Origin of the sequence: Klebsiella sp. M5al (assembly GCF_002090195.1) — a bacterium.
GTDB lineage: Bacteria > Pseudomonadota > Gammaproteobacteria > Enterobacterales > Enterobacteriaceae > Klebsiella > Klebsiella grimontii.
In genome coordinates this window covers 2,715,516-2,742,509 of the sequence record NZ_CP020657.1, presented here as the reverse complement: position 1 = coordinate 2,742,509, position 26,994 = coordinate 2,715,516, and the positions used below count along the sequence as shown (strand labels likewise).

The window sequence follows — 26,994 nt, the reverse complement described above, 5'->3', positions numbered from 1 at the left end:
TTATACGCCTGCGAGTCCGCCAAAGCGCTGGAAATAGAGCGGTCCCGGCGCGGGAAGTTCCCCCACCGAGCTTTCGCCCTTCTCGCCGACAAACGCCAGCGCGCCGGGGGCAACGCGTTGATAAATATTGATGCACAGCTGGCGCGCGGTTTGCCCGGCCCAGTGCGCGGGGAGCAGCTCTTCGGGCAGCAGCGGGTCTTTCAGCACTACCCGGCGATAGAAGTGAATCAGTAGGAGTTGAATCTGGAAACTGCGTTCGGGCGTCAGCTCCGCGGGCTCGCAGTCGCGAAGCAGCGGCAGCAGCGGTCGAAACAGGGTGATAAATGTTTCATACATCGCGTTCTGATCGGTAAGATGCCAGCACTCTTCAACGCGAGCGCGCAGCGCCGCCCGGGAGAGCGCCAGCGGGGAATGCGCTTCGAAACAGATAACGTTTTCCGCCACGCCCGCTTCGTGCAGCAGAGACTGTACGTCCGCCAGCTTTTGCGACGGCGAAGCCAGCAGGCTCGGCGCCAGCGCGCCAAATCCCTGCCACAGCAGCTGTTTTTTGACTTCCGCCAGGGTGCTTTTTTCCAGCCCTTCCGACAGCAGCAGCAGCCAGGTGCCATCCCACTCCGGCGCGCTGGCGCGATAGATTTTATGCTCCGCCCGGCGGGTCAGCCGCAGGCCTTTGTCGCTGAGGCGGTAGAAGCTGCGGCGACCAATGCGCACCACATCGAGCCACTCTTCTTTATTCAGGCGGAACAGCGCGGTACGCACGAATCGTTCGCCGAATCCAAGCCCTTCCAGCAGCGCCGCCACGCTGCCAAGCCAGACCTCTCCGCCGCGCTGGAGCAAGGCGTCGCCGTATAAAGAAGCAATAAGCGAGGTCCCGCTGATGGGCATCGCGGTGACGGCCTGCTGAATAAAGGTGTCGAGTTTACTCATCTGATTCATTCTGTTGTGATTTTTATCCTTTTTGAATCATAGCACAGGAAATCCCGGAGGCGGTGCTGGCGCACCTGTCCGGGCTACCGGCCCGCAGACGGCGATGAACACGTAGCCCGGCTAAGCGCAGCGCGAGCCGGGAAGAGGCCGAGCTGGTACATCAACCCCCGCACACTCCCCGGGTCGCGGCGTAAACGCCTTACCCGGGCTGCGGGAGTTGTGTCGTCGGGTAGCCCGGACAGGCGCAATGCGCCGCCTCCGGGAGAACACGTTATCCGTTAGCGGCAGCCTTGCGCAGGTCGAACACGCGGCAGGCCTTACCCTCGGAGCGCGGAATGCTGCCGCAGTTAACAATGCTGATATCGGTCGAAATCCCCACCATCGATTTGATCCGGTGGCGCAGCTGATGACAAATCTGACAGCGCTGCTCGTGGTTCAGCGCCAGACCGCTCTCTTTTAGCTCCACGCGCACCGAAAGTGAATCAAGATGGCCCCGGCGGTTAACCTCCAGCTGATAGTGCGGCGCCAGATGTTCGAACTTGAGGATCTCCTCCTCTAGCTGCGATGGGAAAACGTTCACGCCGCGGATAATCAGCATATCGTCGCTGCGCCCGCTGATGCGATCCATCCGGCGCATCGTGCGGGCAGTACCCGGCAGCAGACGGGTCAGGTCGCGGGTGCGGTAGCGGATCACCGGTAGCGCTTCTTTGGTCAGGGTGGTGAACAGCAGCTCGCCGTGTTCACCGTCCGTCAGCGGCGTGCCGTTGTCCGGATTCACCACTTCAGGGTAGAAGTGATCTTCCCAAATCGTCGGACCGTCGGCGGTTTCCAGGCACTCCATCGCCACCCCCGGCCCCATCACCTCCGACAGGCCGTAGATATCCAGCGCCGAAATCCCCAGCCGACGCTCGATTTCCGTACGCATCGCGCGGGTCCACGGCTCCGCGCCGAACACTCCCACCCGCAGGGAGCAGCCGCTGGCGTCGCCGCCCATCTGGCGCTCCAGCTCTTCAATCAGGTTCAGGCAGTAGGACGGCGTCACCATAATCATATCCGGCTTAAAATCGCGGATCAGCTGGGCCTGCTTTTCGGTCTGGCCGCCGGACATTGGTATCACCGTCGCGCCTAAACGCTCCGCGCCGTAGTGGGCGCCCAGTCCGCCGGTAAACAGGCCATAGCCGTAGGCGACATGGATTTTGTCTTTCGCCGTGCCGCCCGCCGCGCGCAGGGAGCGGGCGACAATATTGGCCCAGTTATCAATATCGTTTTGCGTATAGCCCACCACCGTCGGCTTGCCGGTAGTCCCCGAGGACGCGTGGATGCGCACCACCTGCTCCATCGGCACCGCAAAGGTATCAAAGGGGTAGTTGTCGCGCAGATCCTGCTTGGTGGTGCAGGGAAACTTGCTCAGATCGCTCAGTTCGTGGAAATCGTCAGGATGAACGCCCGCCGCGTCGAATTTACGGCGATACATCGGCACATTGTCGTAGGCGTGCTTCAGGGTCCACTTCAGACGCTGGGTTTGCAGGGCCTGCAGCTCGTCGCGCGATGCGCTTTCAATCGGGTCTAATTGCGTTATCGTTGTCATTTTGTAGGGTACTCGCAGGTAGATTCGCTCACACTCGCTCAAGGATCATGGCAATGCCCTGACCCACGCCAATACACATCGTACACAGCGCATAGCGCCCGCTGCGGCGCTGCAGCTCCAGGCTGGCGCTCAATGCCAGCCGGGCGCCGCTCATCCCCAACGGATGGCCTAAGGCGATGGCGCCGCCGTTGGGGTTAACATGCGGGGCGTCATCCGCCAGCCCCAGCTGTCTGAGCACGCCCAGCGCCTGGGCGGCGAAGGCTTCATTCAGCTCAATCAGATCCATATCTTTTATGCTCAGTCCGGCGCGCTCCAGCACTTTACGTACCGCCGGCACCGGCCCGAGTCCCATCAGCTTCGGCTCGACGCCCGCCGTCGCCATGGCCACAATACGCGCCCGCGGCGTTAGCCCCTGGGCGATGGCCTGCTGCGAGCTGGCGATAATCAGCGCCGCGGCGCCGTCGTTGACGCCGGAGGCGTTTCCCGCGGTCACCACGCCCCCTTTGCGGAACGGCGTTTTCAGCCGCGAAAGCTGTTCAAGGGTGGTCTCCGCCCGCGGATGCTCGTCCTCATACACGGTGCTCACCGCCCCCTTGCCGCCGATAATCGGTACCGGCACGATCTCCTGCGCCAGAATGCCGTCGCGCTGGGCCCGGGCCGAACGCTGCTGGCTGCGGTACGCAAAAGCGTCCTGATCGGCGCGGCTGATATTTAACAATTCAGCTACATTCTCCGCCGTTTCCGGCATGCTGTCAGTGCCAAATCGCTGCTGCATGAGCGGGTTCACAAAACGCCAGCCGATAGTGGTATCAAACAGCTCGGCCTGGCGCTGATACGCGGCGCTGGCTTTGCCCATCACAAACGGCGCGCGCGACATCGACTCGACGCCGCCGGCGATCATCAGATCCGCCTCTCCGGCTTTGATGGCGCGGGCGGCGAAGCCGATAGCGTCGAGACCGGAGCCGCACAGGCGGTTAACGGTAGTGCCGGGTACGGTGTGCGGATAGCCCGCCAGCAGCGTCGCCATATGGGCCACGTTACGGTTGTCTTCGCCGGCCTGGTTGGCGCAGCCGAGAATTACATCGTCAATTGATGCCGGATCGAACTTCGGGTTACGGCTCAGCAGCTCGCGCAACGGGATAGCGGCCAGGTCGTCAGCGCGCATGCTGGCCAGCGCCCCGCCGTAGCGGCCAATCGGCGTGCGGATCCCGTCACAAATAAAGGCGTCGCGCATCAGACTTCTCCTGTGATTGCGCCGCCGATGCGGTGCGATTTACCGCGAAACAGGGCGACCACTTTTTGCTGTTGGTTAACGATCTCAATGTCATAGACCCCGGTCAGTTTGCCCTGCTGCTTGACCCTCGCCGTGGCGGTCAGCAGCTCGCCGACAAAGGCCGGACGGAGAAAATCGATGCTCGCCGCCGAGGCGACCGCCGCCAGCCCCTGGCTGTTGCAGGCGTAAGCGAAGGCGGTATCGGCGAGCGAAAACAGCTGTCCACCGTGGCAGGAGTGGTGGCCGTTGAGCATGTTCGGGGTGACCGCCATGGTCATCTGCGCGTAGCCGTCATCCATCTCGATAATCTTGATCCCCAGCGCTTGCGCACAGTTATCGTTCTCATACATCGCGCGGGCGTTGCGCCAGGCTTCATTGCTCATGATGTTTCTCCATCAGCGCCTTCTGACGCAGCAGGGAGCAGGGCCGATAGCGCTCTTCACCATAGTGCCGCTGCAGGTTTTCCAGCAGGCGCAGCACCCGGCCCCAGCCAAGTGACTCTCCCCACGCCAGCGGGCCGCGCGGGTAGTTAACGCCCAGGCGCATGGCGGTATCGATATCCTCCGCGCTGGCGACCCCTTTTTGCAGCGCGTCCAGCGCTTCGTTAACCAGCATCGCCACCGTACGCCACACCAGCAGGCCGGGATAGTCAGCGATCTGCAGCACTTTTTTGCCCTGCTGTTGAAAATAGAAAGTTGCTTTATCGGTCGCCGCCTGTGACGTGGTTTCCGCGCTGGCCAGCACCACCGTATCACCCGCGCAGTGGTCGTAGACCACTACCGGTCGGCCGTGCTGAAGGCTTAACGCCAGGGCGGTTTCACCGGTCGTTTCCAGCAGCAATATCTCGTCCAACTCAGTGACAACGTCACGTTTTATGCGTTTTGCTGCGCGTTCTGCTGATACGGCGGCCAGCGCCCGCTCGGGTTGGGCCTCAGCAGGCCAGCGGTAGACCCCCTGCCCGCTCTTTTTCCCCAACCGCCCAGCCAGCGCCAGCTCCTGCTGCAGCAGCGACGGCTGATAGCGACGGTCCTGCCAGCAGGCGTTAAACACCGAACAGGTCACCGCAAAGTTGACGTCCTGACCTATCAGGTCGGTCAACGCCAGCGGGCCCATGGGGAAACCGCCGCCGTCGCGCAGGGCGGCGTCAATCACCTCCGGCGCGGCAACCTGCTCTTCCAGCGCTCGCCACGCTTCGGCATAAAAAGGCCGCGCCACGCGGTTGACGATAAAACCGGGCGTTGAGCGGCAGCGAACCGGCTGTTTTCCCCAGTCGCTAACCCACTGACAAAGCTGTTCGACGACTTCCGTCGAGGTGGCCAGGCCACTGACCACTTCCACCAGCTTCATCACCGGGGCCGGGTTAAAGAAGTGCAGCCCGGCGACCCGTTCCGGGTGTTTTATCCCGGCGGCGATGGCGGTGATCGATATCGACGAGGTGTTGCTAACCAGCAACGTCGACGGGGAGCAGATCGCCGCCAACTGTTCGAACAGCGCCTTTTTGACCTCCAGACGTTCGGAGGCCGCTTCGATAATCAGCTGCGCGTCAGCCAGGTTGCTCAACTCCGCCGCGGGAACCAGACGCGCCAGCAGCGCATCGGCCTGTTCCGTCGCCAGCTTGCCGCGGCTGACGCGGGAGGCCAGCCGCTGGCGAATCCCGTCGATGGCGCGAACCACCGCCTCAGGGGCGATGTCGAAAATCAGTACCGGATGCCCGGCGGCGGCGGCCACTTCGGCAATCCCGGCGCCCATGGTGCCGCTGCCTATCACCGCAACGGTAGGTAACGTTTTGCTCATCGGCTATTTCCCGCTGAATTGAGGTGGACGCTTCGCGAGGAAGGCGCTGACGCCTTCGCGATAGTCGGCGCTGCGTCCGGCCAGGCGCTGATAATCGCGCTCAAGATCGAGCTGCTGATCCAGGGTCTGGGTTTCCGCAAGCTGAAGCGCCTTCTTAATCAGACCGAGGCCATAGGTCGGCTGGGCGGCCAGGTGCCGCGCCAGCGCCAGGCCGGTATCTTTCAGCTCGGCATCGTCCACCACCTGCCAGATCATCCCCCACTGCGCGGCCTGCTCTGCGCTCAGGCTATCGCCCAGCAGCGCCAGCCCCATCGCCCTCGCTCGACCCGCCACCCGCGGCAGAAACCAGCTGCCGCCGCAGTCAGGCACCAGGCCGAGCTTGCTGAACGCCATGACGAACTTCGCCGAACGCGCCGCCAGAACGATATCGCAGCCCAGCGCCAGCGTGGCCCCCGCTCCCGCCGCGACGCCGTTTACCGCGCAAATCACTGGTTTCGGCAGCGCCGCCAGACGGCGCACCAGCGGGTTATAGAAACGCTCAACCGACAGGCCGAGATCCGGCGCAGGACCGCTGGGGTCGACGTTGCGGTCATTTAAATCCTGCCCGGCGCAAAAGCCGCGCCCGGCGCCGGTCAGCAGTAAACAGCGCACATCGTCATCACGTTCCGCCTGCTTCAGGCACGCCGCCAGCTGCTGGTGCATCAGGTCGTTAAAACTGTTCAGGCGGTCCGGGCGATTAAGGGTAATCGTCATCACGCCCTGTTCCACTTCGCTGAGAATGAAAGCTTCCACGATTAGCGTCCTTTAAATTCCGCAGTACGTTTATGTAAAAAGGCGTCAATACCTTCGCGGCGATCTTCGGTCGCGCTCAGTAAGGTAAACAGCTGACGCTCCTGCTGAAGCCCGGCCTGCAGACTCACCTCCTGCGACAGCCGCAAGGACTGTTTAGCCGCGCGCAGCGCCAGCGGCGAGTGGCGAGCCACGGTTGCCGCCAGGCTAAGCGCGTATTCATCGGTAAGCGCTGGCGGATACACCTCGCTCACCAGCCCCGCCCGCAGCGCCTGATGGGCATCGATGCTTTCGCCGCTCAAGACCATCCGGCTGGCCAGCGCCTTACCGACGCTGCGGATCAGACGCTGGGTGCCGCCCGCGCCCGGCATCATGCCGAGGGTGATTTCCGGCAGGCCGAAGCGGGCGTTATCGCCGGCGACAATCAGATCGCAGATCAGCGCCAGCTCGCATCCGGCGCCGAGGGCATAGCCGTTAACCGAAGCGATCAGCGGTTTGCTGAAGGCGTCGATACGCGCCCACAGCCGCGGGCGAATATCATCGAGCGTGGCGGGCAGATCGTTTTCCGCCATTTCGTTCAGGTCGGCCCCTGCGGCAAAGAAGCGTTCGTTACCGCTGATGACGCAGACGCCAACCGTCGGGTCCAGCGCCGCCGCGTCGAGCACATCGGCGATCTGCATCAGCAGCGCGTTATTGAGCGCGTTGCGCGCCTGCGGGCGATTGAGCGTCAGCTGCAGTACGCGCGCGTGGCGGGCAATAAACAGTTCACTCATGCCATCCCCCGCGCGTCGAAGTCGACGATCACATCGCCGCTGGTGGGGAGCGCCTGGCAGCTCAGCACGTAGCCTGCCGCCACCTCGTCGGCTTCAAGGCTGTAGTTCGCGGCCATCGCCACCTCGCCGCGCAGCACTTTGCATTTACAGGTGGCGCAGACGCCGCCCTTGCAGGCAAACGGCAGGTCCGCCCCCTGGCGTAGCGCGGCGTCAAGAATGCTGTCGTCCTCGGCGCTCAGGGCTATGGTGCGGTCGCGGCCATCCTGACGAATCGTGACCGAGCGGCCCTCCGCCTGGACGCCGGCAGCCCGCCTGGCGCCGCTGCCCGGCGTATTGAAACGTTCCAGATGGATGGCTTTCTCCGGGACGCCCAGCTCGCGCAGGGTCATTTCCGCTTCATCCATCATCGCCGCCGGGCCGCAAATAAAGGCATGGTCAAAGCGGCTGAAGTCCAGCAGATGGCCGGCCAGTTCGCGCAGCTTGTCGCCATCGATGCGCCCCTGCAGCAGGTCGCTGTCCATCGCCTCCTGGCTGAACAGATGCACCACCTGCAGGCGCTGCGGATAGCGGTCTTTCAGGTCGGCCAGCGCCTGGCGGAACATCATGCTGTGGCTGCTGCGGTTGCCGTAAATCAGCGTGAAGCGGCTGTCGGTTTCGCAGGCGAGAGTGGCGTCAACGATCGCCATCATCGGCGTAATCCCGGAGCCGGCGGCAATCGCCAGGTAGTCGGCCCGACGCCCGGCCCGCGGCTGGTAGCCAAAGTGGCCCTGCGGCACCATCACCTCCAGCGCCATCCCCGGTTGAATGTCGCTCTGGGCATAGCGCGAGAAGCGCCCGCCGTCGATAGCTTTAACCGCCACGCTGATTTCACCCGGCGCGCGGCTGCGGCAAATGGAGTAGCAGCGCCTAAGCTCTTCGCCGCCGAGGCGGGCCTTCAGCGTCAGATGCTGGCCCGGACGAAAGGCATAGGCGTCGCGCAGCGCGTCGGGTATGGCAAAGGTGATGGTGACCGCGTCGCGGGTTTCCGGTTCCACTTTCGCCACGGTAAGCGAATGAAATGTCGTCATCGCAACCTCAAATACATTTAAAGTAATCAAAGGGTTCCCGGCAGCTGTCGCAGCGATACAGCGCTTTGCAGGCCGTGGAACCGAATTCGCTAATTAGCGAGGTGTGGCGGCTACCGCAGCGCGGGCACACCACCTCGTCTGGCATATGGGCATGGCAGGCATGATCCTGCGGCGGACTGATGCCGTACTGGCGCAGACGTTCGCGGGCCTCCGGCCCCATCCAGTCGGTGGTCCACGGCGGGTCAAGCTGCAGCACGATATGCACCGGCGCGAAGCCGTTTGCCGTCATCACCGCGCGGATCTCCCCCAGCAGATGTTCGGTGGCCGGGCAGCCGGAGTAGGTTGGCGTGAAGCCAATGACCCACCCCTCGCCGCGGCGCTCCACGCTGCGCACCATGCCGAGGTCGGTAATGGTCAGCACCGGGACTTCCGGGTCGGGAATCGCGCTTAACACGCCCCACACCGCGTGGATCTCCGGAGGAGCGATATCAACCAGACGTTGCATAATCCCCTCCTGCTACCAACGCTGACCGGGATAGGCGCGCTGTAAATACTGCATCTCCGCCAGCAGCGGCCCGAGATGCTCGCTGTGCAGCCCCTGCTTGCCGCCGTGGCGAAACGGCGCTTCCTCGGGGATCTGCAAACCGGCATCGCTCAGCGCGGCGCGGACCGTCGCCTGCCATTCAGCCTGCAACTCGCGCGGGTCGACGGCGATGCCCTGCGCGCTTAGCTCAATCTCCAGCGCATCGGCCTGGAACAGCTCGCCGGTAAAGCGCCACAGGTTATCGACCGCGTCCTGCATTCTCTGCGCGGAAAGCGCCGTGCCGTTGCCGAGGCGTTCCAGCCAGCCGCGGCTAAAGCGCTGATGGTAGCGCACCTCTTTCAGCGCCTTGGCGGCGATGGCGGCGAGCTGCGTATCGCGACTGCTGACCAGGCGGCCATAGAGCGCCACGTGCCAGACATCGATAAAAAACTGGCGAGCAAGAGTGTCGGCAAAGTTGCCGTTTGGCTGCTCCGCCAGCAGTAAATTGCAAAACTGGCGTTCGTTGCGGCCAAAGGCCAGAGTGTCTTCATCGCCGCTGCCGGCCAGTTCGGCGGCGTAGCTAAGAAAATTGCGCGCCTGCCCCAGCAGGTCGAGGCCGATATTGGCCAGCGCCAGATCGATCTCCAGCTCCGGCGCGTGGCCGCACCACTCGCCCAGACGCTGGGCCAGCACCAGGCCGTTATCGCCAAGGCGCAGGGCATAAGCTGCAACGGGGTTGTCGTTGTTCATCGCCGCCTCACATATGTTCCATGCCGTCGGGCACGGTGTAGAAGGTCGGATGGCGGTAGATTTTGCTCTCCGCCGGATCGAAAAATTCACCGCGCTCTTCAGGCTGCGAGGCGACAATTTCGCGGGCCTTCACCACCCAGATTGAGCAGCCTTCGCTGCGGCGGGTATAGGCATCGCGGGCGTTTTCCAGCGCCATCTGATCATCGGCGGCGTGCAGGCTGCCGACGTGGCGGTGCGACAGCCCCTGCTTGCTGCGAACGAACACTTCATATAACGGCCAGTCGTTTTTGCTCATCTTCCTTCTCCTTACGCGGCGTCGCGGGCCCGTTGTTTTTGCGCGTGCGCCAGCGCGGCTTCCCGCACCCACGCGCCCTCTTCCCATGCCTTGCGTTTAGCGGCCAGGCGTTCGTGGTTGCAGATCCCGCGCCCGGCGATCGTCTCGTTAAATTCCTGCCAGTCGATGGCGCCAAAGCGGTAGTGGCCGGTGGTTTCATCCAGCCGCAGATCCGGGTCCGGCACGGTCATGCCGAGGATCTCCACCTGCGGAATGGTGTTATCAACAAAGCGCTGGCGCAGTTCGTCGTTCGAGTGGAGCTTGATTTTCCACGCCATGCTGCGGGCGCTGTTTGGCGAGTTATCGTCGTTTGGACCGAACATCATCAGCGCCGGCCACCAGAAGCGGTTGATGGCGTCCTGCAGCATCTGCCGCTGCGCGTCGCTGCCCTGCGCCAGCGCCATGCAGGCTTCAAACCCCTGACGCTGGTGAAAGCTCTCCTCTTTGCAGATCTTGACCATGGCCCGGGCGTAGGGTCCGTAGGAGGTCCGGCACAGCGCCACCTGATTGACGATGGCCGCGCCGTCCACCAGCCAGCCGATCACGCCGATATCCGCCCAGCTCAGGGTCGGGTAGTTGAAAATGGAGGAGTACTTCATCTTGCCGTCGAGCATTTTCTGATACAGGTCTTCGCGGGCGCAGCCGAGGGTTTCCGCCGCGCTGTAGAGGTACAGACCATGCCCGGCTTCATCCTGCACTTTCGCCAGCAGAATCGCTTTGCGCCTAAGGGTCGGCGCGCGAGCGATCCAGTTGCCTTCCGGCAGCATGCCGACAATTTCCGAGTGCGCGTGCTGGCCTATCTGGCGGATCAGCGTTTTACGGTAGGCTTCCGGCATCCAGTCCAGCGGTTCGATGGCCGTCTCCTGTGCAATGCGCTGCTCAAAGCGTTGTTCTTCTGTCACGTCATCACCTTTATGATTCCAACAAATTCGGTTTAAATTAATTTATGAATCACTTTGTTTTATAAAAGTTACATTCAGGTTAAATAAAACCACAAATTTTGTTTGCCTTTTCTGTGACGCCCACCGCAAAAGCTTTTGTAAAATGCATTAATAACAACCAATTAAGTAAATCGCGCAGATCGATAGCGATCGCATTGTTAATAAATTATTAAATTGGAACTTGATTTTTATGATTCATCAAAGAACTATCTATAGATATTTCACGTAACACATCTGGAGATGAACCATGCAGCAGTTAGCCAGCTACTTGTCCGGCACGTGGCAGACCGGCCGGGGCCACGCGCGCACCATCCATCATGCCATCAGCGGCGACGCGCTCTGGGAAGTCACCAGCGCGGGTCTGGATATGGCGCAGGCGCGGCGCTTCGCGATTGAGCGCGGCGGCAAAGCGCTACAGGCGATGACCTTTATTGAGCGCAGCGCGATGCTCAAAGCGGTCGCCAGACATCTGCTGGAACAGAAGGCGGCGCTGTACGCCATCTCCGCCGAAACCGGCGCCACCCGCAGCGATAGCTGGGTGGATATCGAAGGGGGCATTGGCACCCTTTTCACCTACGCCGGTCTCGGCAGCCGCGAACTGCCGGACGATACCCTGTGGCCCGAAGATGAGCTGATCCCGCTGTCAAAACAGGGAGGCTTCGCCGCCCGCCACGTTCTGACCTCGAAGTCCGGCGTGGCGGTGCATATCAACGCCTTTAACTTTCCCTGCTGGGGCATGCTAGAAAAACTGGCGCCAACCTGGCTTGCCGGCATGCCCGCCATCATCAAACCGGCTACCGCCACCGCGCAGCTGACGCAGGCGATGGTCAAAATGATTGTCGACAGCGGGCTGGTGCCGGAGGGCGCAATCAGCCTGATCTGCGGCGGCGCGGGCGATCTGCTCGACCATCTCGATAGCCAGGATGTCGTCACCTTTACCGGCTCGGCTCGTACCGGACAGCAGCTGCGGGTGCACCCCAACCTGGTCGCAAAGTCCATTCCCTTCACCATGGAAGCGGATTCGCTGAACTGCTGCGTGCTCGGTGACGACGTCACGCCTGAGCAGCCGGAGTTCGCGCTGTTCATTCGCGAAGTGGTACGAGAGATGACGGCGAAAGCCGGGCAAAAATGTACCGCCATCCGGCGGATTATCGTGCCGCAAGCGCAGGTGAAAGCGGTGAGCGATGCGCTGATTGCGCGTCTGCAAAACGTGGTGGTCGGCGACCCGGCGCAGGAAGGCGTAAAAATGGGCGCGCTGGTGAACTACGAGCAGCGTCAGGACGTACAGGATAATGTCAACCGTCTGGTAGCCGCCGGATGCGACGTGCTGCTGGGGGGCCAGGCCGATCTCCGCGCCGCCGGGGCCTTCTTCCCGCCAACGCTGCTGTTCTGCCCGCAGCCGGATGAAACCCCGGCGGTACACGCCATTGAAGCGTTTGGTCCCGTCGCAACCTTGATGCCCTATCAGAATATTGAGCACGCCATGAGCCTGGCGCGGGCCGGTGAAGGTAGCCTGGCCGGTACCCTGGTGACCGCTAGCGGCGAACTGGCGCGGGCGTTTATTCTCGGCGCCGCCCGCACCCACGGGCGTATTCAGATACTGAACGAATCCTCTTCCGCAGAATCGACCGGCCACGGCTCCCCGCTGCCGCAGCTGGTTCACGGCGGCCCGGGGCGCGCCGGCGGCGGCGAAGAGCTGGGCGGCCTGCGGGCGGTGAAGCACTATATGCAGCGCACCGCGATTCAGGGCAGCCCGACGATGCTCGCGGCAATTGGTCAGCAGTGGGTACGCGGCGCGGAGGTGGTGGAAGACCGCATTCACCCGTTCCGTAAATATTTCGAAGAGATCCAACCGGGCGACAGCCTGCTGACTCCGCGCCGCACGCTGACCGAGGCGGATATCGTCAACTTCGCCTGCCTGAGCGGCGATCACTTCTACGCCCATATGGATAAGATTGCCGCCGCGGAGTCGATTTTCGGCGAGCGCGTGGTGCACGGCTATTTCCTGATTTCCGCCGCTGCCGGGCTGTTTGTTGACGCCGGAGTCGGTCCGGTGATCGCCAACTACGGGATGGAAAATCTGCGCTTTATCGAGCCGGTGAAGCCGGGCGATACCATCCAGGTACGCCTGACCTGCAAGCGCAAAACGGTGAAACGCCAGCGCAGCGCGGAGGAGAAAGCGACCGGCGTCGTCGAGTGGGCGGTAGAGATTTTTAACCAGCACCAGCAGGCGGTAGCGCTCTACTCCATCCTGACTCTGGTGGCCCGCCAACAGGGGGATTTTGCGGGGTAAATGTTAGAAATTCGCCCATCTTTATCGCCATCTTCATGCCTCTGCGGAGGCATTTTTTATAACTGGCAAAACTGACAAACAACCTGGCAAAAGCAGGCAAACGCCTGGGCGCTGAGCGCTGTTAGGTTAAGGATACACAAGCCGACATTCGCAGCGGCACTGCACAACACAACAATAAGGTGAGGTCTCAATGGCGATTCTTTCCCCCCGCAAGACGGCTCTGGCGTTGGCTGTCGCCCTGTTTTGCGCCTGGCAAAGCCCGGCTTTCGCCCACGGCGGCGAAGCCCATATGGTCCCGATGGATAAAACCCTGCAGGACTTTGGCGTGGACGTTCAGTGGGATGACTACGCGCAGATGTTTACCCTGATTAAAGACGGCGCTTACGTGAAGGTAAAACCGGGGGCGAAAACGGCCATCGTCAATGGAAAAACCCTGGAGCTGCAGGTGCCGGTAGTGATGAAAGACGGCAAAGCGTGGGTTTCTGATACCTTTATCAACGACGTGTTTCAGTCCGGTCTTGACCAGACTTTCCAGGTGGAAAAACGCCCTCACCCGCTGAACTCGCTGTCAGCGGCGGAAATCAGCGCCGCGGTCGCCATCGTTAAAGCCGCGGCGGATTTCAAGCCCAATACCCGATTCACCGAGATCTCCCTGCGCGAGCCGGATAAAAAAGCGGTGTGGGATTTTGCCCTCAACGGCACGCCGGTCAACGCCCCGCGCACCGCCGACGTGATCATGCTCGACGGCAAGCACGTTATTGAGGCGGTGGTGGATTTACAGAATAAAAAGGTCCTTTCATGGACGCCGATTAAAGACGCCCACGGCATGGTACTGCTGGATGATTTCGCCAGCGTGCAGAACATCATCAACGCCAGCAGCGAGTTTGCCGAAGTGTTGAAAAAACACGGCATCGACGACCCGAGCAAGGTGATTACCACCCCGCTGACCGTCGGCTACTTCGACGGTAAAGATGGCCTCAAGCAGGACGCGCGGCTGCTCAAAGTAGTGAGCTATCTTGACGTTGGCGACGGGAACTACTGGGCGCACCCGATTGAAAACCTGGTGGCGGTGGTCGACCTCGAGCAGAAGAAGATCATCAAAATCGAAGAGGGGCCGACGATCCCGGTGCCGATGGCGGCCCGCCCCTATGACGGCCGCGACCGCGTTGCGCCAACGGTGAAACCGCTGGAGATCATTGAGCCAGAGGGCAAAAACTACACCATCACCGGCGATATGATCCACTGGCGTAACTGGGATTTCCATCTGCGGATGAACTCCCGCGTCGGGCCGATTTTGTCTACCGTGACCTGGAACGACAACGGTAAAAAGCGCCAGGTGATGTATGAAGGATCGCTCGGCGGGATGATCGTCCCCTACGGCGACCCGGACGTGGGCTGGTATTTTAAAGCCTATCTGGATTCCGGCGACTACGGCATGGGCACCCTGACCTCGCCTATCGTCCGCGGGAAAGACGCGCCGTCCAACGCGGTGCTGCTGGATGAAACCATCGCCGACTATACCGGCACGCCAACCACTATCCCGCGCGCGATCGCCATCTTCGAACGCTACGCCGGGCCGGAGTATAAGCACCTGGAGATGGGCAAACCGAACGTCAGCACCGAGCGCCGCGAGCTGGTGGTGCGCTGGATCAGCACCGTCGGCAACTACGACTACATCTTTGACTGGGTATTCCACGAAAACGGCACCATCGGCATTGATGCCGGGGCGACCGGCATCGAAGCGGTCAAAGGCGTACAGGCGAAGACCATGCACGACCCGAGCGCCAAAGAGGATACCCGCTACGGCACGCTGATCGACCATAATATTGTCGGCACCACCCACCAGCATATCTACAACTTCCGCCTCGATCTTGACGTCGACGGCGAGAACAACACGCTGGTGGCCATGGACCCGGAAGTGAAGCCGAATACCGCCGGCGGCCCGCGCACCAGCACCATGCAGATCAATCAGTACACTATTGCTAGCGAGCAGAAAGCGGCGCAGAAATTTGATCCAGGCACCATTCGTCTGCTGAGCAATACCACCAAAGAAAACCGGATGGGTAACCCAGTGTCGTATCAGATTATCCCCTACGCGGGCGGCACGCATCCGGTCGCCACCGGGGCGAAATTCGCCCCTGATGAGTGGATTTACCATCGTTTGAGCTTTATGGATAAACAGCTGTGGGTCACCCGCTACCACCCCACCGAGCGCTTCCCGGAAGGCAAGTACCCTAACCGTTCGATTCACGACACCGGCCTCGGCCAGTACGCGAAAGATGACGAGTCGCTGGACAACCATGATGACGTGGTGTGGATCACCACCGGCACCACCCACGTGGCCCGCGCCGAGGAGTGGCCGATTATGCCTACCGAGTGGGCGCATGCGCTGCTGAAGCCGTGGAACTTCTTTGACGAGACGCCGACGCTGGGCGAGAAGAAACAGTAACCACATCACGGCCTCAGCGATGGGGCCGTTTTTATTTATCCGCGACCAATGCACATGCAGCGGGCAGTAGGAGCGGTATAGCCTGTTTTTCAACTTCTTTTGCTATATATGTTAGAAGTCGACGATAAACTTATATGGCATAAAAGCCTGCAACGATTATCAATGAGAATGGCTTTATGTCGCTTTACGATCTCAAAACCGAAGCGCAGGCATTGCCGGAGTCCTGGCACTCCCGGATCCTGGGCCGCGTTGGGGCAACGAATCTCAAAGTCCTGCGCATGGATGCCCACTCAGTCGCTGAGGAGGTGCATGAATATGACGAGGGATTACTGGTTATTGACGGTCGTCTGGAACTGAGCGTACAGGAGAAAAAAATCTCCGTCGCGCCCGGCCAGCTTTATATAGCCAAAGCGGGCATTCCTCATACGGTGGAAGGCGGCAGCTTTGGCACCCTGGTGATTATAGATTTACCAGACAGCGGCTTCAGCGGCGTATCCCCTGCTGATTAAGTGAAATGCGCGTTTGGAGGATAAGCGAGTCATCATTTCATTTTGATTGACTAAGCCATTGCGCCCACGTTATAGCCAATGTCCGGGTATGCTCCTGTGGGGTTGAAGGTATTAGTCGCGGGATCGCCATAAACGTTGAAATCTTGCACGTGAAGCGCAGCGGCGCGAATGCGGGCCGGGCAGATAACACGCGCTATTTTTCATGATGCCCCTTTAATCACTGAGATCATCATGCTTGAACTTCGCCCTAATTGTGAATGCTGTGATAACGATCTGCCGCCAGAATCAGCGGATGCGTACATCTGTTCATTCGAATGCACCTTCTGCATTGACTGCGTGACCCAGCGGCTTCAAGGATGGTGCCCGAACTGCGGGGGCGAGCTGGTGCGCCGTCCAGTACGCCCCGAAGCTGCCCTCCTTCGCCACCCTGCCTCCAGCCAGCGCCGATATAAACAATAAGCCAGTTTGTCGCTTATCGCTGACGCTCCGGTTCGCCGCGAGCCCGCTCATCCTCGTTTACGTAGCGCGTTAAGTAGCGCCTGCGTTGCGCCGGAAGACGTCCCGGATGACGAACAAACCAGCCGAAACTCACGGTGTATGGCAGGCGTCACGGGTACCACGCACAGATTACGCAACGCCTCCGGCAGGGCTGATTCGGGTACAAGGGCGACGCCCATCCCTTCCGCAACCAGCTTACAGGCGCTAATCCAGTCACGTACCGTCACGCGGATATCAGAAAGTTGCAGACCCGCCTTTTCCATCAGGCTTTTTCCATTAACGACGCATCCGCCTGTCGCCAGAATAAAGGGCTGGTCTGCCAGCGCCTTTAGCGTTATGCCATACGTCCTGGCATGGTGTGCCAGCCGATGAGCGGCTGGCAGTACCGCTACCCATGCATCCTGCCCTAATACAACGTCTGCGCGCCCGGGGTCGGGATTCATGACCACCCCCAGCTCAACGGTATCTGCGGCCAGCCACTCCTCGACCTCCTCGTCCGAGCCTTCCAGGATGACGACCTCAATACCCGGATGCAGACGCTTAAAGTCGCGCAGCAGGCCGGGCAACAAGGTGGACGTCACTGATGGAAAGCTGGCCAGGCGAATGCGCCCGCGATTTAAACCCCGGCTCTCATCGGCCAGTTCGCGGATGGCATTCAGCTGCGAAAGCATGTTTCTTGCGTGTTCAACAACCTGCCCGCCCAGCGCGGTCACCCCGATATATCGTCGCTCACGCGTAAATACCGGAAATCCCAGTGCAGCCTCTAGCTGGGCGATGGCCTGGCTGGCGCCGGACTGAGTCATTCCTATCTCCTCTGCGGCACGCGAGATGTTGCCGGCATCCGCCACGGCCACCAGTAAGCGCCAATGTAAAAGATTCATCATGATTGTCAGTAGCTCAGCTAATAGTTAGTTTCTTTATCATTAATTTTACAGCGCATTCCGCGTCAAATACAGTGGATTCAGGACCTCCCCCGACGGCTTTTCACCTTTCACGGAGACAAAATGAAACTCTATTACGCCCCGGATACCTGTTCGTTATCGCCGCACATCGTGCTGTGCGAACTGCAACTTGAGTTTGAACTGGTTAGAGTCAACAACAGAAGCAAGATCACCGCTGATGGTCGCGACTTCCGCGCCATTAACCCTAAAGGGTATGTCGCCGCCCTTGAACTCGATGATGGGCAGATACTCACTGAGGGTCCGGCCATCGTGCAGTACCTCGCCGACCTAAAACCAGAATACGGCCTGGCGCCGCGCGCGGACAGTTGGGCTCGGGTGCGTCTGCAGGAATGGCTTAACTTTATCACCAGTGAAATACACGCTGGCTCGGCACCGTTGTTCAACCCCGCGCTGCCCGAAGAGGTCAGAGCGATTTTTCGTGAGAAGCTGTTCCGACAGTTCGATTTTCTTCAGGCGACTCTCAACGAAAAAATCTATCTGACTGGCCCCACTTTCAGCGTGGCTGATGCCTACCTCTTCACTGTGCTGGGCTGGTGTAAATTCTTCTCAATCCCACTGGATCGCTGGCCTGGGCTATTGGCGTACAGGGAAATGATCAATGCCCGTCCTGCGGTACAGGCTGCATTACTGGCCGAGGCGTCGCTTTAAGGTTGATGTGGGGATTTGGGTTCAGGCGTTACTGCGTAAAAACGTAGAGCCTTATGAACAGGCATTCATCAAAGAAGACCACGAAAAAGGGGTGGATAACACCGGGCAGATGATCAGCAACCGCTAAGGAAAGGTGGTGCTGAGGCCCGAGCGTTATGGCGGATAATTTTGTGCCACAGACGTACAAGGAGAAAACAGCCGGAGGCGGGCAGCTCCGGCTATCGACCTATCGCAGGACAAGATTGGCCTGTGGGGCGTTAAGCGCCGCGTTAAAGCTCTGCCTTGCTGGCCCTGCCAACCATTGTTCCAGCGTCATCATCATACCGAACTCCTGTTCAAGCGCCGGTATATCCGCCGAGCCTGCGACAATGCCATTGTCTACCAACGCCGTGAGCTGGCGAAGAAAAGTGTTCTGCGCTAACAGCTCGTCAGGAAAGCGGTGATAATGAACAGGATGACCGGCGGCATCTGAGAAAGCACGCTGCAAGTCTTCACCGGTCAACGCCTGGCTGGCCAGTTCCAGAGTCTGCCCCCGATAACGTTCAGGATTACAAAGAATCTGGGCATTAATGCGCCCCAGGTCTTGCAGCGCAATCATCTGCATCGCCTGATGGCGTTGCATGAAGAAGAAAAAATGGCCGCTGTTAAGTCCCATGCCGGGCAGCAGCATCATTTCCATAAAGCTTGCCGGGCGCGTGATGGTCGTGGAGAGCGGCAAGGCGCGAAGGTAATCTTCAATTGTCGATTTACTGTCAAAGTGCCCCATGCCGGTTGGGGCTTTTCCAGCCGCCCCGGACGAAGAATAGACGAGATGGCGGATACCAGCCGCCAGGGCGCTATCGGCAATGGCTTTTCCCTGCATAACCTCCTGCTCGTCGCTTATCTCGCCTGCCGGAGAACTGGTCTGAACGCTAAATACGCCCTGGATACCCGACATTGCACGGTCAATGGATGCGAGGTCGAACAAGTCGCCGATGGCGAGCGTGATTCCTTCTGTCGTCAGCGCTCTGGCCACTTCGCTATGCGGATTCCGTACGAAAGCGCGGACTTGACGTCCGGCCCGCCGTAACGCTCGGGCCACTGCGCCACCTTGCTGCCCGGTGGCGCCAAAGACGAGGAATTCTGCGGTATGTGTCATGGTGGTTCCTTAGTGTAACTATTGGCAGTCACAGTATGGAACCAGTGCTATTCTGTTCACAAGACGGCACATTTTTGGTCCTCAGTTACACAAAGATAACCATTAGGGATGTCCAGCGGAGAAAAATTATGGCGCGTGAGATTAATGGCAGACCCGTGTTCGAAACACCGGATGGACCAAAACTGACACCCTGTGCGCCGGGGAGTGTCCTGGCAAGACTGGGTGATAAATGGACAATCCTCGTTATCTCACTACTGGCACTTTCACAGGAGACGCCTATGCGCTTTAGCGCCATTCGGCGCGGCATTCCTGACATTTCGCAGCGTATGTTGACCCTGACTCTGCGTAATCTCGAAAGGGATGGCCTGGTTGCCCGGTATTATTACCCCGAGCTTCCACCACGGGTGGAATATCAACTGACTAACCGAGGCCGGTCGATGTTGGAGCCGCTGGCGGGGTTCACTGACTGGATCAGGGATACCTGGCAGGATATTGAGGCATCCCGGAAAGCCTTCGATGATTCAGAGGACAAACGGGCTGCCGCGTCCATGACCCGCTTGTAGTCGTAGGCTACCTTATGCCAGAAGAGAACCGTCAGCAAACCGAAGCAGGACATTTCGGAGGCTCGTATGGACAAATGAAATGTATAATCACATGTAAACTCAGGCGGGATTTTAACATTAAAGCAGTATCTTTCCCTGGAGAACCCTGATGTTTACTCATATGCGTATTGCTAAACCCGTCGCCAATCTCGAAAGATCATTTCTGATGTACAGCAAGGGGTTAGGTCTGCATAAGATTGCTGAATTCAACGATCATGACGGTTTCAATGGAATAATGTTAGGGAGGGGAGACTTAGACTGGCACATAGAATTCACTTTTTGCCGAAACCATCCCGTTCAACCTTTACACACAGAAGAGGATTTACTCGTTGTTTATTACTCTGAAGAAAAAGAATGGGATACGGCCTGTGAAAGAATGATCGGTGCTGGCTTTAGAATGACCACGTCATTCAATCCTTACTGGGATGCGAACGGAAGGACATTTGTTGACCTCGATGGATATAGGGTGGTTATACAAAACAAGGCGTGGGTATTGCCCCAATAAATATTGCAATGCTGCCGCCATCCTGCCGCAAGATAAACATTCGTTTCTCGCTCATAGCTGACCTCACGGCGCTTCAGACAGTCCGCTTGGTGCCAAAAGCGGCCCCTTATAATGCATGCCAGCCATAGCGCGACGCGAGAATTTTTGTCCCTGTTTAATGGCTAATCAGGACGTTCAGCGTCTTCTTCTTGTCGCGCATACACTACCAACCTCAAATGTCGGTCTTCATCCACAGTTAGTGATGTGAATTCAAAAGGCACAGGCTGTTCCTCTATCATTAAATGACGGATTCCATTGCATGGCGCGTGAACCTGATGTTGTCGCCACCAGACTTTGAACTCTGGCGAGACATGTTCCAACTCATTTACCAGTTCAGGTATATCCGTACTTTGGCTGGCTCGAGTGAAATCACGGCGAAAGCTTGACAGCATCAAGGGAGCCTGTTCATGCCAGGCAACGACACGTTTCTGAAGAGTGCAATCGGTGAAAAGTAGCCAGAGAAGGTTACGCCGCTCGGGTACATGACTACCAAAATTAAACAGTTCGTCGGCTAATGCATTAAAACCCAGAACGTCCCAGCGCAGATTGAGCACAAAAGCAGGGTGCGGAAGATCGTGCATCAGGCGCCGCACAAGGGGCGGCAGTACGCACCAGGTTTTCCCTGGTTCGGCCGGAGGACGCTCATGTGCGAGCATAAACAGGTGTCGGCGTTCAGCGGCATCCAGTTTCAGTACCCGTGCCAGATTATCCAGAAAGGTGGACGACACGCCAATATCCCGGCCCTGCTCAAGCCATGTGTACCAGGTAAGGCCGACGCCTGCAAGTGCCGCGACTTCTTCACGTCGAAGGCCTGGCGTCCGACGCCGGGTTCCGCTGGGAAGCCCTGCCTCGGCAGGTGAAAGGCGTTCCCGATGCGCCCGCAGGAAGGCTGCCAGGTCAGTACGTGATCGATTCAGGGTCCGCATCGTTTATCTCATTGCTTAAAGTAATAGTATAAACTGTTAAATTGTAATGGTTTAATGAAAAGAAGAGAATCTTTGCATACTTTCTTACATTGGATATGCAATATGAGTTCATCTCCCGGTCTTACCCTGTCTTCCAGACATGTTTCTTGTAAAACGCCTCCCTGGGCCGGTTTGTCCGTATTACTCCTTGCAGGATTCGTTACCATCTTTGATCTGTTTGTTGTTAACGTCGCCATCCCCAGTATCCAGACCGGGCTGGGCGCGAATTTTGCGCAGATTGGGTTTATTGTCGCCGGATATGAACTCGCCTTTGGCGTTTTGTTGATTACTGGTGGACGACTGGGGGACATGTTTGGTCGCCGTCGATTATTCATTGTTGGTATGGCTGGCTTTACGCTGGCCTCGGCTTTTTGTGGTCTGGCACCAGGGACAGATTATCTTATCTGCGCCCGGATTTTGCAGGGGCTGGCTGCAGCATTATTGTTCCCGCAGGTTTATGCCTCTATTCGCGTTAACTTTGAGGATAATGACCGGCGCAAAGCTTTTGGCTTGCTGGGGATGACGCTAGGGCTGGCCGCTATTGCCGGTCAGGTGCTGGGCGGATGGCTGGTACATGCTGACTTGTTCGGTCTTAGCTGGCGCATCATTTTTCTTATTAATCTGCCAGTTGGAGTCTTCGCCATTCTTGCAGCACGGTCAATTCCCGAATCCCGTGCCCCGCAGAGACCGCTACTGGACTGGACAGGCGTCCTGCTGGTCAGCTGCGGACTGGTGCTAGTATTGGTTCCGTTAATAGAAGGGCCAGTTCAGGGCTGGCCTGAATGGAGCCGCTGGGCACCAGGTCTAGCACTGGCTTTACTGGTGCTCTTTTATCGGCAACAGGAGCAACGTCGAAAGGCAGGCAAGTGGCCACTGGTAGATATGCGGCTGATGGCGAATGGCAATTTCTCGCTGGGAACAATGCTGGTGCTGTTGGTTTACTCTACCTCAAGTTCATTCTTTCTCTGTTTTGCTTTACTGGTACAGACGGGGATCGGTCTGGATGCCTTCGAGGCAGGAAGTATCTTTGCGCCCTGTAGCGTCGGTTTTGTTCTTGCATCCTTGGCTGCGCCACGACTGGTTGCTAGATGGGGAACATCTACGCTTTTTTTTGGCGCGTTAATCTATGCGGTCTTCATTGCAATAATGATTTTTCAGGTATGGACGTCAGGATCAGAATTGAAACCAGTGCAGTTAATTCCGGCACTTATTATGGTCGGTGCTGGCCAAGGTTATATTATGACGCCATTACTGAACCTGGTATTGGGTTTTGTTGAAGAAGCGAAATCTGGCATGGCAGCTGGAGTTATCTCAACAGTTCAGCAAATCGGGGCTGCCCTGGGCGTAGCCGTCGTTGGCATTCTGTTTAATGGTGCTCTTTCAAAAGCGACTGACCTGTCACAAGCTGGGCAGTATACTTCTGCGTTTGTTGCCGGGATGCTGTACAACCTCGCTGCGGCAGCATTAATCTGCCTGTTATTGATGATTTTAAAAAAAATGCAACGGACAGAAAATTGACCTGATTTCATCAGCGGCCTCCTGAGGCTGGCAGAAACGGATCGATTGGTCAGGTCTTCATAAGAATGATGTCCGCTTCACGCCCTGAGACATTTGACATGACCTACTCCCCGTTGATTGACACACGGTATTGTTAGCAAGATTCATGGCAACTCAATTACGAACGTCTGCTGATCGCTCATAAGGGACAACCATACTCAAATCTCCCACATTGCAGGAGATTTGAGTATGAACACGTCACCGTGGAACAAAGACCGTATCATCGGCCAAAAAAGACCACTTCAGATATCTCATATCTGGGGGATCCGAATCCGGCTTGAACTAGAAGGTAAAACGCGCGATTTGGCTCTCTTCAATATGGCCCTGGACAGTAAGCTACGAGGCTGTGATCTGGTCAAACTCAAAGTATCTGATGTTGCATATGGTAGCTCTGTTTCAAGCAGAGCTACGGTGTTGCAACAGAAAACCGGTAGCCCTGTGCAATTTGAGATAACCAAAGGGACAAGAGAAGCTGTTGCTGCATTGATAAAGCATGGCAATTTGCATAGTAAAGACTTCTTGTTTCGGTCTCGAGTCGGAACTAACCAGCCCATATCAACCCGGCAATACAACCGAATTTTTCATGGGTGGGTAGAAAAGCTTGGTCTCGATGATTCGCTTTATAGCACACATTCCATGAGAAGAACAAAACCTTACCTAATCTACAAGAAAACCAAGAATCTCCGGGTGATCCAACTTCTGTTGGGCCATAAGAAACTGGAAAGCACAGTCCGTTATCTGGGCATTGAAGTCGATGATGCATTAGAGATCTCTGAATCGATCGAAGTCTAAGGTTGTCAGGGCTGCAACAGCAGCCCTGTGCCAGGAGCGGAAGTTAACTACGGATAAAATTCAGCGCCCCACCCCCAGAGCCGCTGCATAACGGCAATAAGCTACACTTGTTCATTATTTCCAAAACAGGAAAGCCTTCCGCTGCTTCAACGGTGTGTGTTTGATATCGCGCAGTTGGGACATTTTGATCAACAACGAGCATGGCCAGCTAACGATGAAATTGATACTTGTTCGACACGCAGAAACAGAGTGGAATTTGGAAGGAATTATTCAGGGGCACAGCGATAGCTCCTTGACCTGTCGGGGTTTGCGTGAAACATCCGTCCTACTAGCAGCGTTTAGTGCAAGTGAGTATCAAATAGAGCGTGTTTACGCTTCTCCGCTTGGGCGTGCCTGGCAAATGGGGCAAAGCCTGGCTGAACACTTTCATTGTTCACTGACGGCTGAACCGGCCCTTAAAGAGCAGGCCTTTGGTCAGTTTGAAGGTATGCCGTTAGAACTACTCAGACAAAAACATCCAAACTATGCAAATGCGTTATTCAGGCTTGATGCAGAGTATTGTCCACCTGGGGGGGAGTCACTGGCGCATGCTTCTCAGCGAGTTATGCGTTTTTTACAAAACCTGGAAGATACCTCATCACATCAACAAACAATATGTATTGTGTCTCACGGGCATGTCAGTCAGGGCACTCTGGCAATTCTTAAAGAAGGGACTGTCAATAGTTTCCCTCGCTATGCTCACCCCCATGCAAGTTATTCTGTTATCGACCTGATTAATGGAAAATGTATCGGCCTAAAGTGGGGGATTGCTACACATTTACGTCACCTGAATTAGTGGCTACCTTCCAAGCATTGAAAACCCATCCTGCCAGAGTCATCATTATTTAAGCACAATGTCCGCTCCTCGCTCATAGCGGACCTTTCGCCCAGTTAGCTTGTCCGCTTCGTGCCAGAAGCGACCATGGCGCGTCTCTAGACTGTGATACGAGACATCTCAGTATTATCAATGCAGCCCAGGCCCTGTAACGTCGTATGGACGGCTACATCAAGTGGGGTATGAGGCTCAGCGCCTAAAAAATTCACCAGCTTCGTATTGTCCAGGCGGACCGACTGGCGCCACAGGTACCGCATCTCCAAAAGTTCGCGTAAGGTTGCGTTGAAAGGCGCAGCCAGGGACATAAACCACCACGGAAATGAGCGTATTTTGGCAACGCCGCCAAAGCGCGCCGCAGTGCGTTGAATCGCGCTGACCATTTCGCTGCCGTCGGCATCCCAATGGCCTTGCATATGGAAGCGCGCAAAGGGCTCAAGTTCCTCGCGTCGTTCCAGCAGCGCAGCTATCGTTTCCGCGACATCAGGTAAATAAGCCCACTGGTGACCGGTTGCAGGCGAACCAGGATTGGTAATGACGCCAGGCAGCTTGCCGGGTTTAATCAGACCTTTAGAAAACCAGTTATTACCGGCGCGTGGGCCAAAAAAATCCCCCGCGCGGACGATTAATACCCGCCCGCCCCGCTGCGAATAGGCCTCCAGTTCTTTCTCCATTTGTACCCTGATCGCTCCCTTCTTTGTGACCGGCATCTGCTGAGCATCTTCCCGTACTAGCGGAAAAGCGTCAGGACCATAGTTGTAAACGGTACCGGGAAGCACGACCAAGGCGCCGGCTCGTTCTGCTGCGCTAGTCGTGTTGCGCAGCATAGGCAGCACCAGATGCTCCCAGTTTCGGTAGCCGGGCGGATTGACGGCGTGAACGATCGCGCTACAGTCTGCTGCCGCAGCGGCGACCTGCTCCGGGTCGAGAGCGTCGCCGCCTATCCACTGGATGTCACCGCTTCGTTCACTGCCGTGAAATCCTCGTTTTAGCGCACGTACGTCCCATTTTTTCTGAATGAGCCGGCGAGCAGTTTCACCACCAATACCGCCGGTTGCGCCAAGTATTAAGACCCTGCCTCGGGTTACCATATTGTTTGCCTCTTTGCTGATTTGACCTTGACAGCGTACGTACAGGCAGAGCTAAATGGAATTGCATATCCTTATAGGGCAGCTATACAAATTTGTATGAACACATCTATCCCATGGGAGTGGTACCGAACATTTCTGGCTGTGCTCAGGGAAGGCTCGCTTTCCGGCGCATCGCGCCGGCTTTCGATGACGCAGCCCACGGCAGGACGGCATATCGCTGCGCTGGAGTCGGCTCTTGGCCAGGTATTGTTCACGCGTTCGCAAACGGGGTTGCTGGCGACTGAAACTGCGCTGGCGCTGAGGGTGCATGCCGAAGCGATGGAGAGCACGGCGAATACGCTAGCGCGCACAGCCTCCAACTTCAGTCATAACAGCGCGTCCATTCGCGGCGTCGTCCGCGTCTCCGCGAGTGACGTTATCGGCGTTGAGGTGCTACCGCCGCTTATTGCCAGGCTCCGGGAGTCTCACCCACAAATAACGATTGAATTAGTTCTGTCGAACCGGGTTCAGGATTTACTGCACAGGGAAGCTGATATTGCTGTACGCATGACGACGCCGGTACAGGAGCAGCTTATTGCGCGTCGTGTAGGCCGGATTGAACTTGGCCTACACGCATCGACTTCCTATCTGGCACGACATGGCACGCCTGAAAATAGCCAAGAACTGCTGAAACATGCGCTGGTTGGCTTTGATCAGAATACGCCTTTCATCCGTAAGGTACTGGAAAAATACCCTCAGTTAAGCCGGGATTCATTTTCCATGCGCACCGATAGCAATGTGGCTCAGCTTAATCTTATTCGCGCCGGTGCCGGCATTGGCATATGCCAGGTGCAGTTGGCCAATGGCTATATTCCACTGCAGAGGTTACTGCCGAATTTCTTTTCTTTATATCTTGATACCTGGATCGTCATGCACGAAGACCTGCGCAATAGTCTGTGCTGCAAACTGGTTTTCGATATTCTGGCAAAGGGATTAGAGGAATATATCTGCCAGAGGCAGGAACCGTGAATCGCCATGGAGAAAAGGCCGCTAGTTCGAACTCAGTCTGCTTACGCCGCCAATGAGATTGGCACCTCAGGGGGTCGCTGATCCTCACAATTCATCGTCGGCTGCCCTATAGCGACGCCCCCTGACGTCATAGCTGATTTTTCCTATGGCGAGTTTATTCATCGGTTAAAGCGTGCGCAATCCACCTGTGTGGTGTATGGATGGCTCGTGCCGGGTTTGTCGCCATTTTCTGTTTATCCGGGAGGATGCACCTACCCCTCTCCCGCGCGCCATCAGGTTCTGCACCTCAGGAACAGCATGGGGTATTG

27 protein-coding genes are annotated in these 26,994 nt (G+C 57.8%); 11 read left to right on the top strand and 16 right to left on the bottom strand.

What is annotated here, in order from left to right; translation table 11 throughout:
- The 12 genes from paaX to paaA form a co-directional block, all read right to left on the bottom strand.
- On the bottom strand, nt 1-927 hold the full coding sequence (paaX, locus tag BWI76_RS13145; RefSeq protein ID WP_024358299.1) for a phenylacetic acid degradation operon negative regulatory protein PaaX: 927 nt from the start codon (nt 925-927) through the stop codon (nt 1-3).
- Between the two features lie 271 nt (nt 928-1,198).
- Nucleotides 1,199-2,515: a phenylacetate--CoA ligase PaaK gene (gene paaK / locus BWI76_RS13140; RefSeq protein ID WP_024358300.1), complete on the bottom strand. Its 1,317-nt coding sequence runs from the start codon at nt 2,513-2,515 to the stop codon at nt 1,199-1,201.
- A gap of 28 nt (nt 2,516-2,543) precedes the next feature.
- Complete coding sequence (gene pcaF / locus BWI76_RS13135; protein WP_064371728.1) at nt 2,544-3,749, bottom strand: 3-oxoadipyl-CoA thiolase; 1,206 nt, start codon at nt 3,747-3,749, stop codon at nt 2,544-2,546.
- Complete coding sequence (paaI, locus tag BWI76_RS13130) at nt 3,749-4,171, bottom strand: hydroxyphenylacetyl-CoA thioesterase PaaI (RefSeq protein WP_004139010.1); 423 nt, start codon at nt 4,169-4,171, stop codon at nt 3,749-3,751. The genes pcaF and paaI overlap by 1 nt, the downstream gene beginning before the upstream one ends.
- Nucleotides 4,161-5,582 (bottom strand): 3-hydroxyacyl-CoA dehydrogenase, encoded by a 1,422-nt coding sequence (locus BWI76_RS13125; RefSeq protein WP_064371727.1) that lies wholly within the window; start codon nt 5,580-5,582, stop codon nt 4,161-4,163. Before BWI76_RS13125 ends, paaI begins: the two co-directional genes overlap by 11 nt.
- A 3-nt stretch (nt 5,583-5,585) precedes the next feature.
- On the bottom strand, nt 5,586-6,374 hold the full coding sequence (paaG, locus tag BWI76_RS13120) for a 2-(1,2-epoxy-1,2-dihydrophenyl)acetyl-CoA isomerase PaaG (RefSeq protein ID WP_004139014.1): 789 nt from the start codon (nt 6,372-6,374) through the stop codon (nt 5,586-5,588).
- Nucleotides 6,375-6,376: 2 nt separating this feature from the next.
- Nucleotides 6,377-7,144 carry a 2,3-dehydroadipyl-CoA hydratase PaaF gene (gene paaF, locus BWI76_RS13115; protein ID WP_004139016.1) on the bottom strand — a complete coding sequence of 256 codons (768 nt, stop codon included), beginning with the start codon at nt 7,142-7,144 and terminating at the stop codon, nt 6,377-6,379.
- Nucleotides 7,141-8,211 carry a 1,2-phenylacetyl-CoA epoxidase subunit PaaE gene (gene paaE / locus BWI76_RS13110; RefSeq protein WP_064342586.1) on the bottom strand — a complete coding sequence of 357 codons (1,071 nt, stop codon included), beginning with the start codon at nt 8,209-8,211 and terminating at the stop codon, nt 7,141-7,143. The genes paaF and paaE overlap by 4 nt, the downstream gene beginning before the upstream one ends.
- A gap of 7 nt (nt 8,212-8,218) precedes the next feature.
- Nucleotides 8,219-8,716 (bottom strand): 1,2-phenylacetyl-CoA epoxidase subunit PaaD, encoded by a 498-nt coding sequence (paaD, locus tag BWI76_RS13105; RefSeq protein WP_024358306.1) that lies wholly within the window; start codon nt 8,714-8,716, stop codon nt 8,219-8,221.
- Nucleotides 8,717-8,728: 12 nt separating this feature from the next.
- Entirely contained in the window at nt 8,729-9,484 is a 756-nt protein-coding gene (gene paaC, locus BWI76_RS13100; RefSeq protein ID WP_024358307.1) for a 1,2-phenylacetyl-CoA epoxidase subunit PaaC, read from the bottom strand.
- A gap of 7 nt (nt 9,485-9,491) precedes the next feature.
- Complete coding sequence (gene paaB / locus BWI76_RS13095) at nt 9,492-9,779, bottom strand: 1,2-phenylacetyl-CoA epoxidase subunit PaaB (RefSeq protein ID WP_024358308.1); 288 nt, start codon at nt 9,777-9,779, stop codon at nt 9,492-9,494.
- A gap of 11 nt (nt 9,780-9,790) precedes the next feature.
- Nucleotides 9,791-10,720: a 1,2-phenylacetyl-CoA epoxidase subunit PaaA gene (paaA, locus tag BWI76_RS13090; protein WP_004139023.1), complete on the bottom strand. Its 930-nt coding sequence runs from the start codon at nt 10,718-10,720 to the stop codon at nt 9,791-9,793.
- 286 nt (nt 10,721-11,006) lie between these two features.
- Between paaA and paaZ the strand changes: the two genes are divergently transcribed.
- From paaZ to BWI76_RS13070, 4 genes are all read left to right on the top strand, one after another.
- Nucleotides 11,007-13,052 (top strand): phenylacetic acid degradation bifunctional protein PaaZ, encoded by a 2,046-nt coding sequence (gene paaZ / locus BWI76_RS13085; RefSeq protein WP_064371726.1) that lies wholly within the window; start codon nt 11,007-11,009, stop codon nt 13,050-13,052.
- Between the two features lie 190 nt (nt 13,053-13,242).
- A complete protein-coding gene (gene tynA, locus BWI76_RS13080; protein WP_004139025.1) occupies nt 13,243-15,501 on the top strand; it encodes a primary-amine oxidase in 2,259 nt (752 codons plus the stop codon).
- 176 nt (nt 15,502-15,677) lie between these two features.
- Nucleotides 15,678-16,010, top strand: coding sequence for a cupin domain-containing protein (locus BWI76_RS13075; protein ID WP_004139027.1), 333 nt, complete (start codon nt 15,678-15,680; stop codon nt 16,008-16,010).
- Between the two features lie 231 nt (nt 16,011-16,241).
- Nucleotides 16,242-16,469, top strand: coding sequence for a DUF1272 domain-containing protein (locus BWI76_RS13070; RefSeq protein WP_071830717.1), 228 nt, complete (start codon nt 16,242-16,244; stop codon nt 16,467-16,469).
- Nucleotides 16,470-16,516: 47 nt separating this feature from the next.
- Here the strand turns inward: BWI76_RS13070 and BWI76_RS13065 are convergent, their stop codons facing one another.
- Nucleotides 16,517-17,392: a LysR family transcriptional regulator gene (locus BWI76_RS13065; RefSeq protein ID WP_049085177.1), complete on the bottom strand. Its 876-nt coding sequence runs from the start codon at nt 17,390-17,392 to the stop codon at nt 16,517-16,519.
- Nucleotides 17,393-17,512: 120 nt separating this feature from the next.
- Here BWI76_RS13065 and gstA point away from each other — a divergent pair, with 120 nt between their 5' ends.
- A complete protein-coding gene (gene gstA / locus BWI76_RS13060) occupies nt 17,513-18,118 on the top strand; it encodes a glutathione transferase GstA (protein WP_004139035.1) in 606 nt (201 codons plus the stop codon).
- A gap of 226 nt (nt 18,119-18,344) precedes the next feature.
- Here the strand turns inward: gstA and BWI76_RS13055 are convergent, their stop codons facing one another.
- Entirely contained in the window at nt 18,345-19,256 is a 912-nt protein-coding gene (locus BWI76_RS13055) for an NmrA/HSCARG family protein (protein WP_004139051.1), read from the bottom strand.
- Between the two features lie 35 nt (nt 19,257-19,291).
- Between BWI76_RS13055 and BWI76_RS13050 the strand changes: the two genes are divergently transcribed.
- Together BWI76_RS13050 and BWI76_RS13045 are read left to right on the top strand one after the other, a co-directional pair.
- Nucleotides 19,292-19,819 (top strand): winged helix-turn-helix transcriptional regulator, encoded by a 528-nt coding sequence (locus tag BWI76_RS13050; protein WP_319823247.1) that lies wholly within the window; start codon nt 19,292-19,294, stop codon nt 19,817-19,819.
- Nucleotides 19,820-19,967: 148 nt separating this feature from the next.
- Nucleotides 19,968-20,363 (top strand): VOC family protein, encoded by a 396-nt coding sequence (locus tag BWI76_RS13045; RefSeq protein ID WP_004139057.1) that lies wholly within the window; start codon nt 19,968-19,970, stop codon nt 20,361-20,363.
- Nucleotides 20,364-20,524: 161 nt separating this feature from the next.
- Here the strand turns inward: BWI76_RS13045 and BWI76_RS13040 are convergent, their stop codons facing one another.
- On the bottom strand, nt 20,525-21,328 hold the full coding sequence (locus BWI76_RS13040; protein WP_004139060.1) for a helix-turn-helix transcriptional regulator: 804 nt from the start codon (nt 21,326-21,328) through the stop codon (nt 20,525-20,527).
- A gap of 102 nt (nt 21,329-21,430) precedes the next feature.
- Between BWI76_RS13040 and BWI76_RS13035 the strand changes: the two genes are divergently transcribed.
- The 3 genes from BWI76_RS13035 to BWI76_RS13025 all read left to right on the top strand — a co-directional run bounded on the left by BWI76_RS13035 (nt 21,431) and on the right by BWI76_RS13025 (nt 24,551).
- Nucleotides 21,431-22,885 carry an MFS transporter gene (locus BWI76_RS13035; RefSeq protein ID WP_064371724.1) on the top strand — a complete coding sequence of 485 codons (1,455 nt, stop codon included), beginning with the start codon at nt 21,431-21,433 and terminating at the stop codon, nt 22,883-22,885.
- A 228-nt stretch (nt 22,886-23,113) separates the two neighbouring features.
- Nucleotides 23,114-23,716 (top strand): site-specific integrase, encoded by a 603-nt coding sequence (locus BWI76_RS13030; protein ID WP_004139064.1) that lies wholly within the window; start codon nt 23,114-23,116, stop codon nt 23,714-23,716.
- A 214-nt stretch (nt 23,717-23,930) separates the two neighbouring features.
- On the top strand, nt 23,931-24,551 hold the full coding sequence (locus tag BWI76_RS13025) for a histidine phosphatase family protein (RefSeq protein ID WP_074168756.1): 621 nt from the start codon (nt 23,931-23,933) through the stop codon (nt 24,549-24,551).
- A gap of 137 nt (nt 24,552-24,688) precedes the next feature.
- Here the strand turns inward: BWI76_RS13025 and BWI76_RS13020 are convergent, their stop codons facing one another.
- Nucleotides 24,689-25,678 (bottom strand): NAD-dependent epimerase/dehydratase family protein, encoded by a 990-nt coding sequence (locus BWI76_RS13020; protein WP_004139068.1) that lies wholly within the window; start codon nt 25,676-25,678, stop codon nt 24,689-24,691.
- 96 nt (nt 25,679-25,774) lie between these two features.
- Between BWI76_RS13020 and BWI76_RS13015 the strand changes: the two genes are divergently transcribed.
- Nucleotides 25,775-26,686, top strand: a complete 912-nt coding sequence (locus BWI76_RS13015) for a LysR family transcriptional regulator (RefSeq protein ID WP_049090318.1) — start codon at nt 25,775-25,777, stop codon at nt 26,684-26,686.
- Nucleotides 26,687-26,994 lie beyond the last annotated feature (308 nt).

What these genes read in the sequence shown, in the direction of transcription:
- paaC (WP_024358307.1), bottom strand. Translation starts at nt 9,484, where the DNA reads ATGAACAACGACAACCCCGTTGCAGCTTATGCCCTGCGCCTTGGCGAT.
- BWI76_RS13015 (WP_049090318.1), top strand. Translation starts at nt 25,775, where the DNA reads ATGAACACATCTATCCCATGGGAGTGGTACCGAACATTTCTGGCTGTG.
- paaK (WP_024358300.1), bottom strand. Translation starts at nt 2,515, where the DNA reads ATGACAACGATAACGCAATTAGACCCGATTGAAAGCGCATCGCGCGAC.
- paaB (WP_024358308.1), bottom strand. Translation starts at nt 9,779, where the DNA reads ATGAGCAAAAACGACTGGCCGTTATATGAAGTGTTCGTTCGCAGCAAG.
- BWI76_RS13020 (WP_004139068.1), bottom strand. Translation starts at nt 25,678, where the DNA reads ATGGTAACCCGAGGCAGGGTCTTAATACTTGGCGCAACCGGCGGTATT.
- BWI76_RS13035 (WP_064371724.1), top strand. Translation starts at nt 21,431, where the DNA reads ATGAGTTCATCTCCCGGTCTTACCCTGTCTTCCAGACATGTTTCTTGT.
- paaF (WP_004139016.1), bottom strand. Translation starts at nt 7,144, where the DNA reads ATGAGTGAACTGTTTATTGCCCGCCACGCGCGCGTACTGCAGCTGACG.
- BWI76_RS13030 (WP_004139064.1), top strand. Translation starts at nt 23,114, where the DNA reads ATGAACACGTCACCGTGGAACAAAGACCGTATCATCGGCCAAAAAAGA.
- paaZ (WP_064371726.1), top strand. Translation starts at nt 11,007, where the DNA reads ATGCAGCAGTTAGCCAGCTACTTGTCCGGCACGTGGCAGACCGGCCGG.
- BWI76_RS13075 (WP_004139027.1), top strand. Translation starts at nt 15,678, where the DNA reads ATGTCGCTTTACGATCTCAAAACCGAAGCGCAGGCATTGCCGGAGTCC.
- paaD (WP_024358306.1), bottom strand. Translation starts at nt 8,716, where the DNA reads ATGCAACGTCTGGTTGATATCGCTCCTCCGGAGATCCACGCGGTGTGG.
- BWI76_RS13055 (WP_004139051.1), bottom strand. Translation starts at nt 19,256, where the DNA reads ATGACACATACCGCAGAATTCCTCGTCTTTGGCGCCACCGGGCAGCAA.
- pcaF (WP_064371728.1), bottom strand. Translation starts at nt 3,749, where the DNA reads ATGCGCGACGCCTTTATTTGTGACGGGATCCGCACGCCGATTGGCCGC.
- BWI76_RS13045 (WP_004139057.1), top strand. Translation starts at nt 19,968, where the DNA reads ATGTTTACTCATATGCGTATTGCTAAACCCGTCGCCAATCTCGAAAGA.
- paaI (WP_004139010.1), bottom strand. Translation starts at nt 4,171, where the DNA reads ATGAGCAATGAAGCCTGGCGCAACGCCCGCGCGATGTATGAGAACGAT.
- BWI76_RS13025 (WP_074168756.1), top strand. Translation starts at nt 23,931, where the DNA reads ATGAAATTGATACTTGTTCGACACGCAGAAACAGAGTGGAATTTGGAA.
- BWI76_RS13040 (WP_004139060.1), bottom strand. Translation starts at nt 21,328, where the DNA reads ATGCGGACCCTGAATCGATCACGTACTGACCTGGCAGCCTTCCTGCGG.
- gstA (WP_004139035.1), top strand. Translation starts at nt 17,513, where the DNA reads ATGAAACTCTATTACGCCCCGGATACCTGTTCGTTATCGCCGCACATC.
- BWI76_RS13070 (WP_071830717.1), top strand. Translation starts at nt 16,242, where the DNA reads ATGCTTGAACTTCGCCCTAATTGTGAATGCTGTGATAACGATCTGCCG.
- paaE (WP_064342586.1), bottom strand. Translation starts at nt 8,211, where the DNA reads ATGACGACATTTCATTCGCTTACCGTGGCGAAAGTGGAACCGGAAACC.
- tynA (WP_004139025.1), top strand. Translation starts at nt 13,243, where the DNA reads ATGGCGATTCTTTCCCCCCGCAAGACGGCTCTGGCGTTGGCTGTCGCC.
- BWI76_RS13125 (WP_064371727.1), bottom strand. Translation starts at nt 5,582, where the DNA reads ATGAGCAAAACGTTACCTACCGTTGCGGTGATAGGCAGCGGCACCATG.
- paaX (WP_024358299.1), bottom strand. Translation starts at nt 927, where the DNA reads ATGAGTAAACTCGACACCTTTATTCAGCAGGCCGTCACCGCGATGCCC.
- BWI76_RS13050 (WP_319823247.1), top strand. Translation starts at nt 19,292, where the DNA reads ATGGAACCAGTGCTATTCTGTTCACAAGACGGCACATTTTTGGTCCTC.
- BWI76_RS13065 (WP_049085177.1), bottom strand. Translation starts at nt 17,392, where the DNA reads ATGATGAATCTTTTACATTGGCGCTTACTGGTGGCCGTGGCGGATGCC.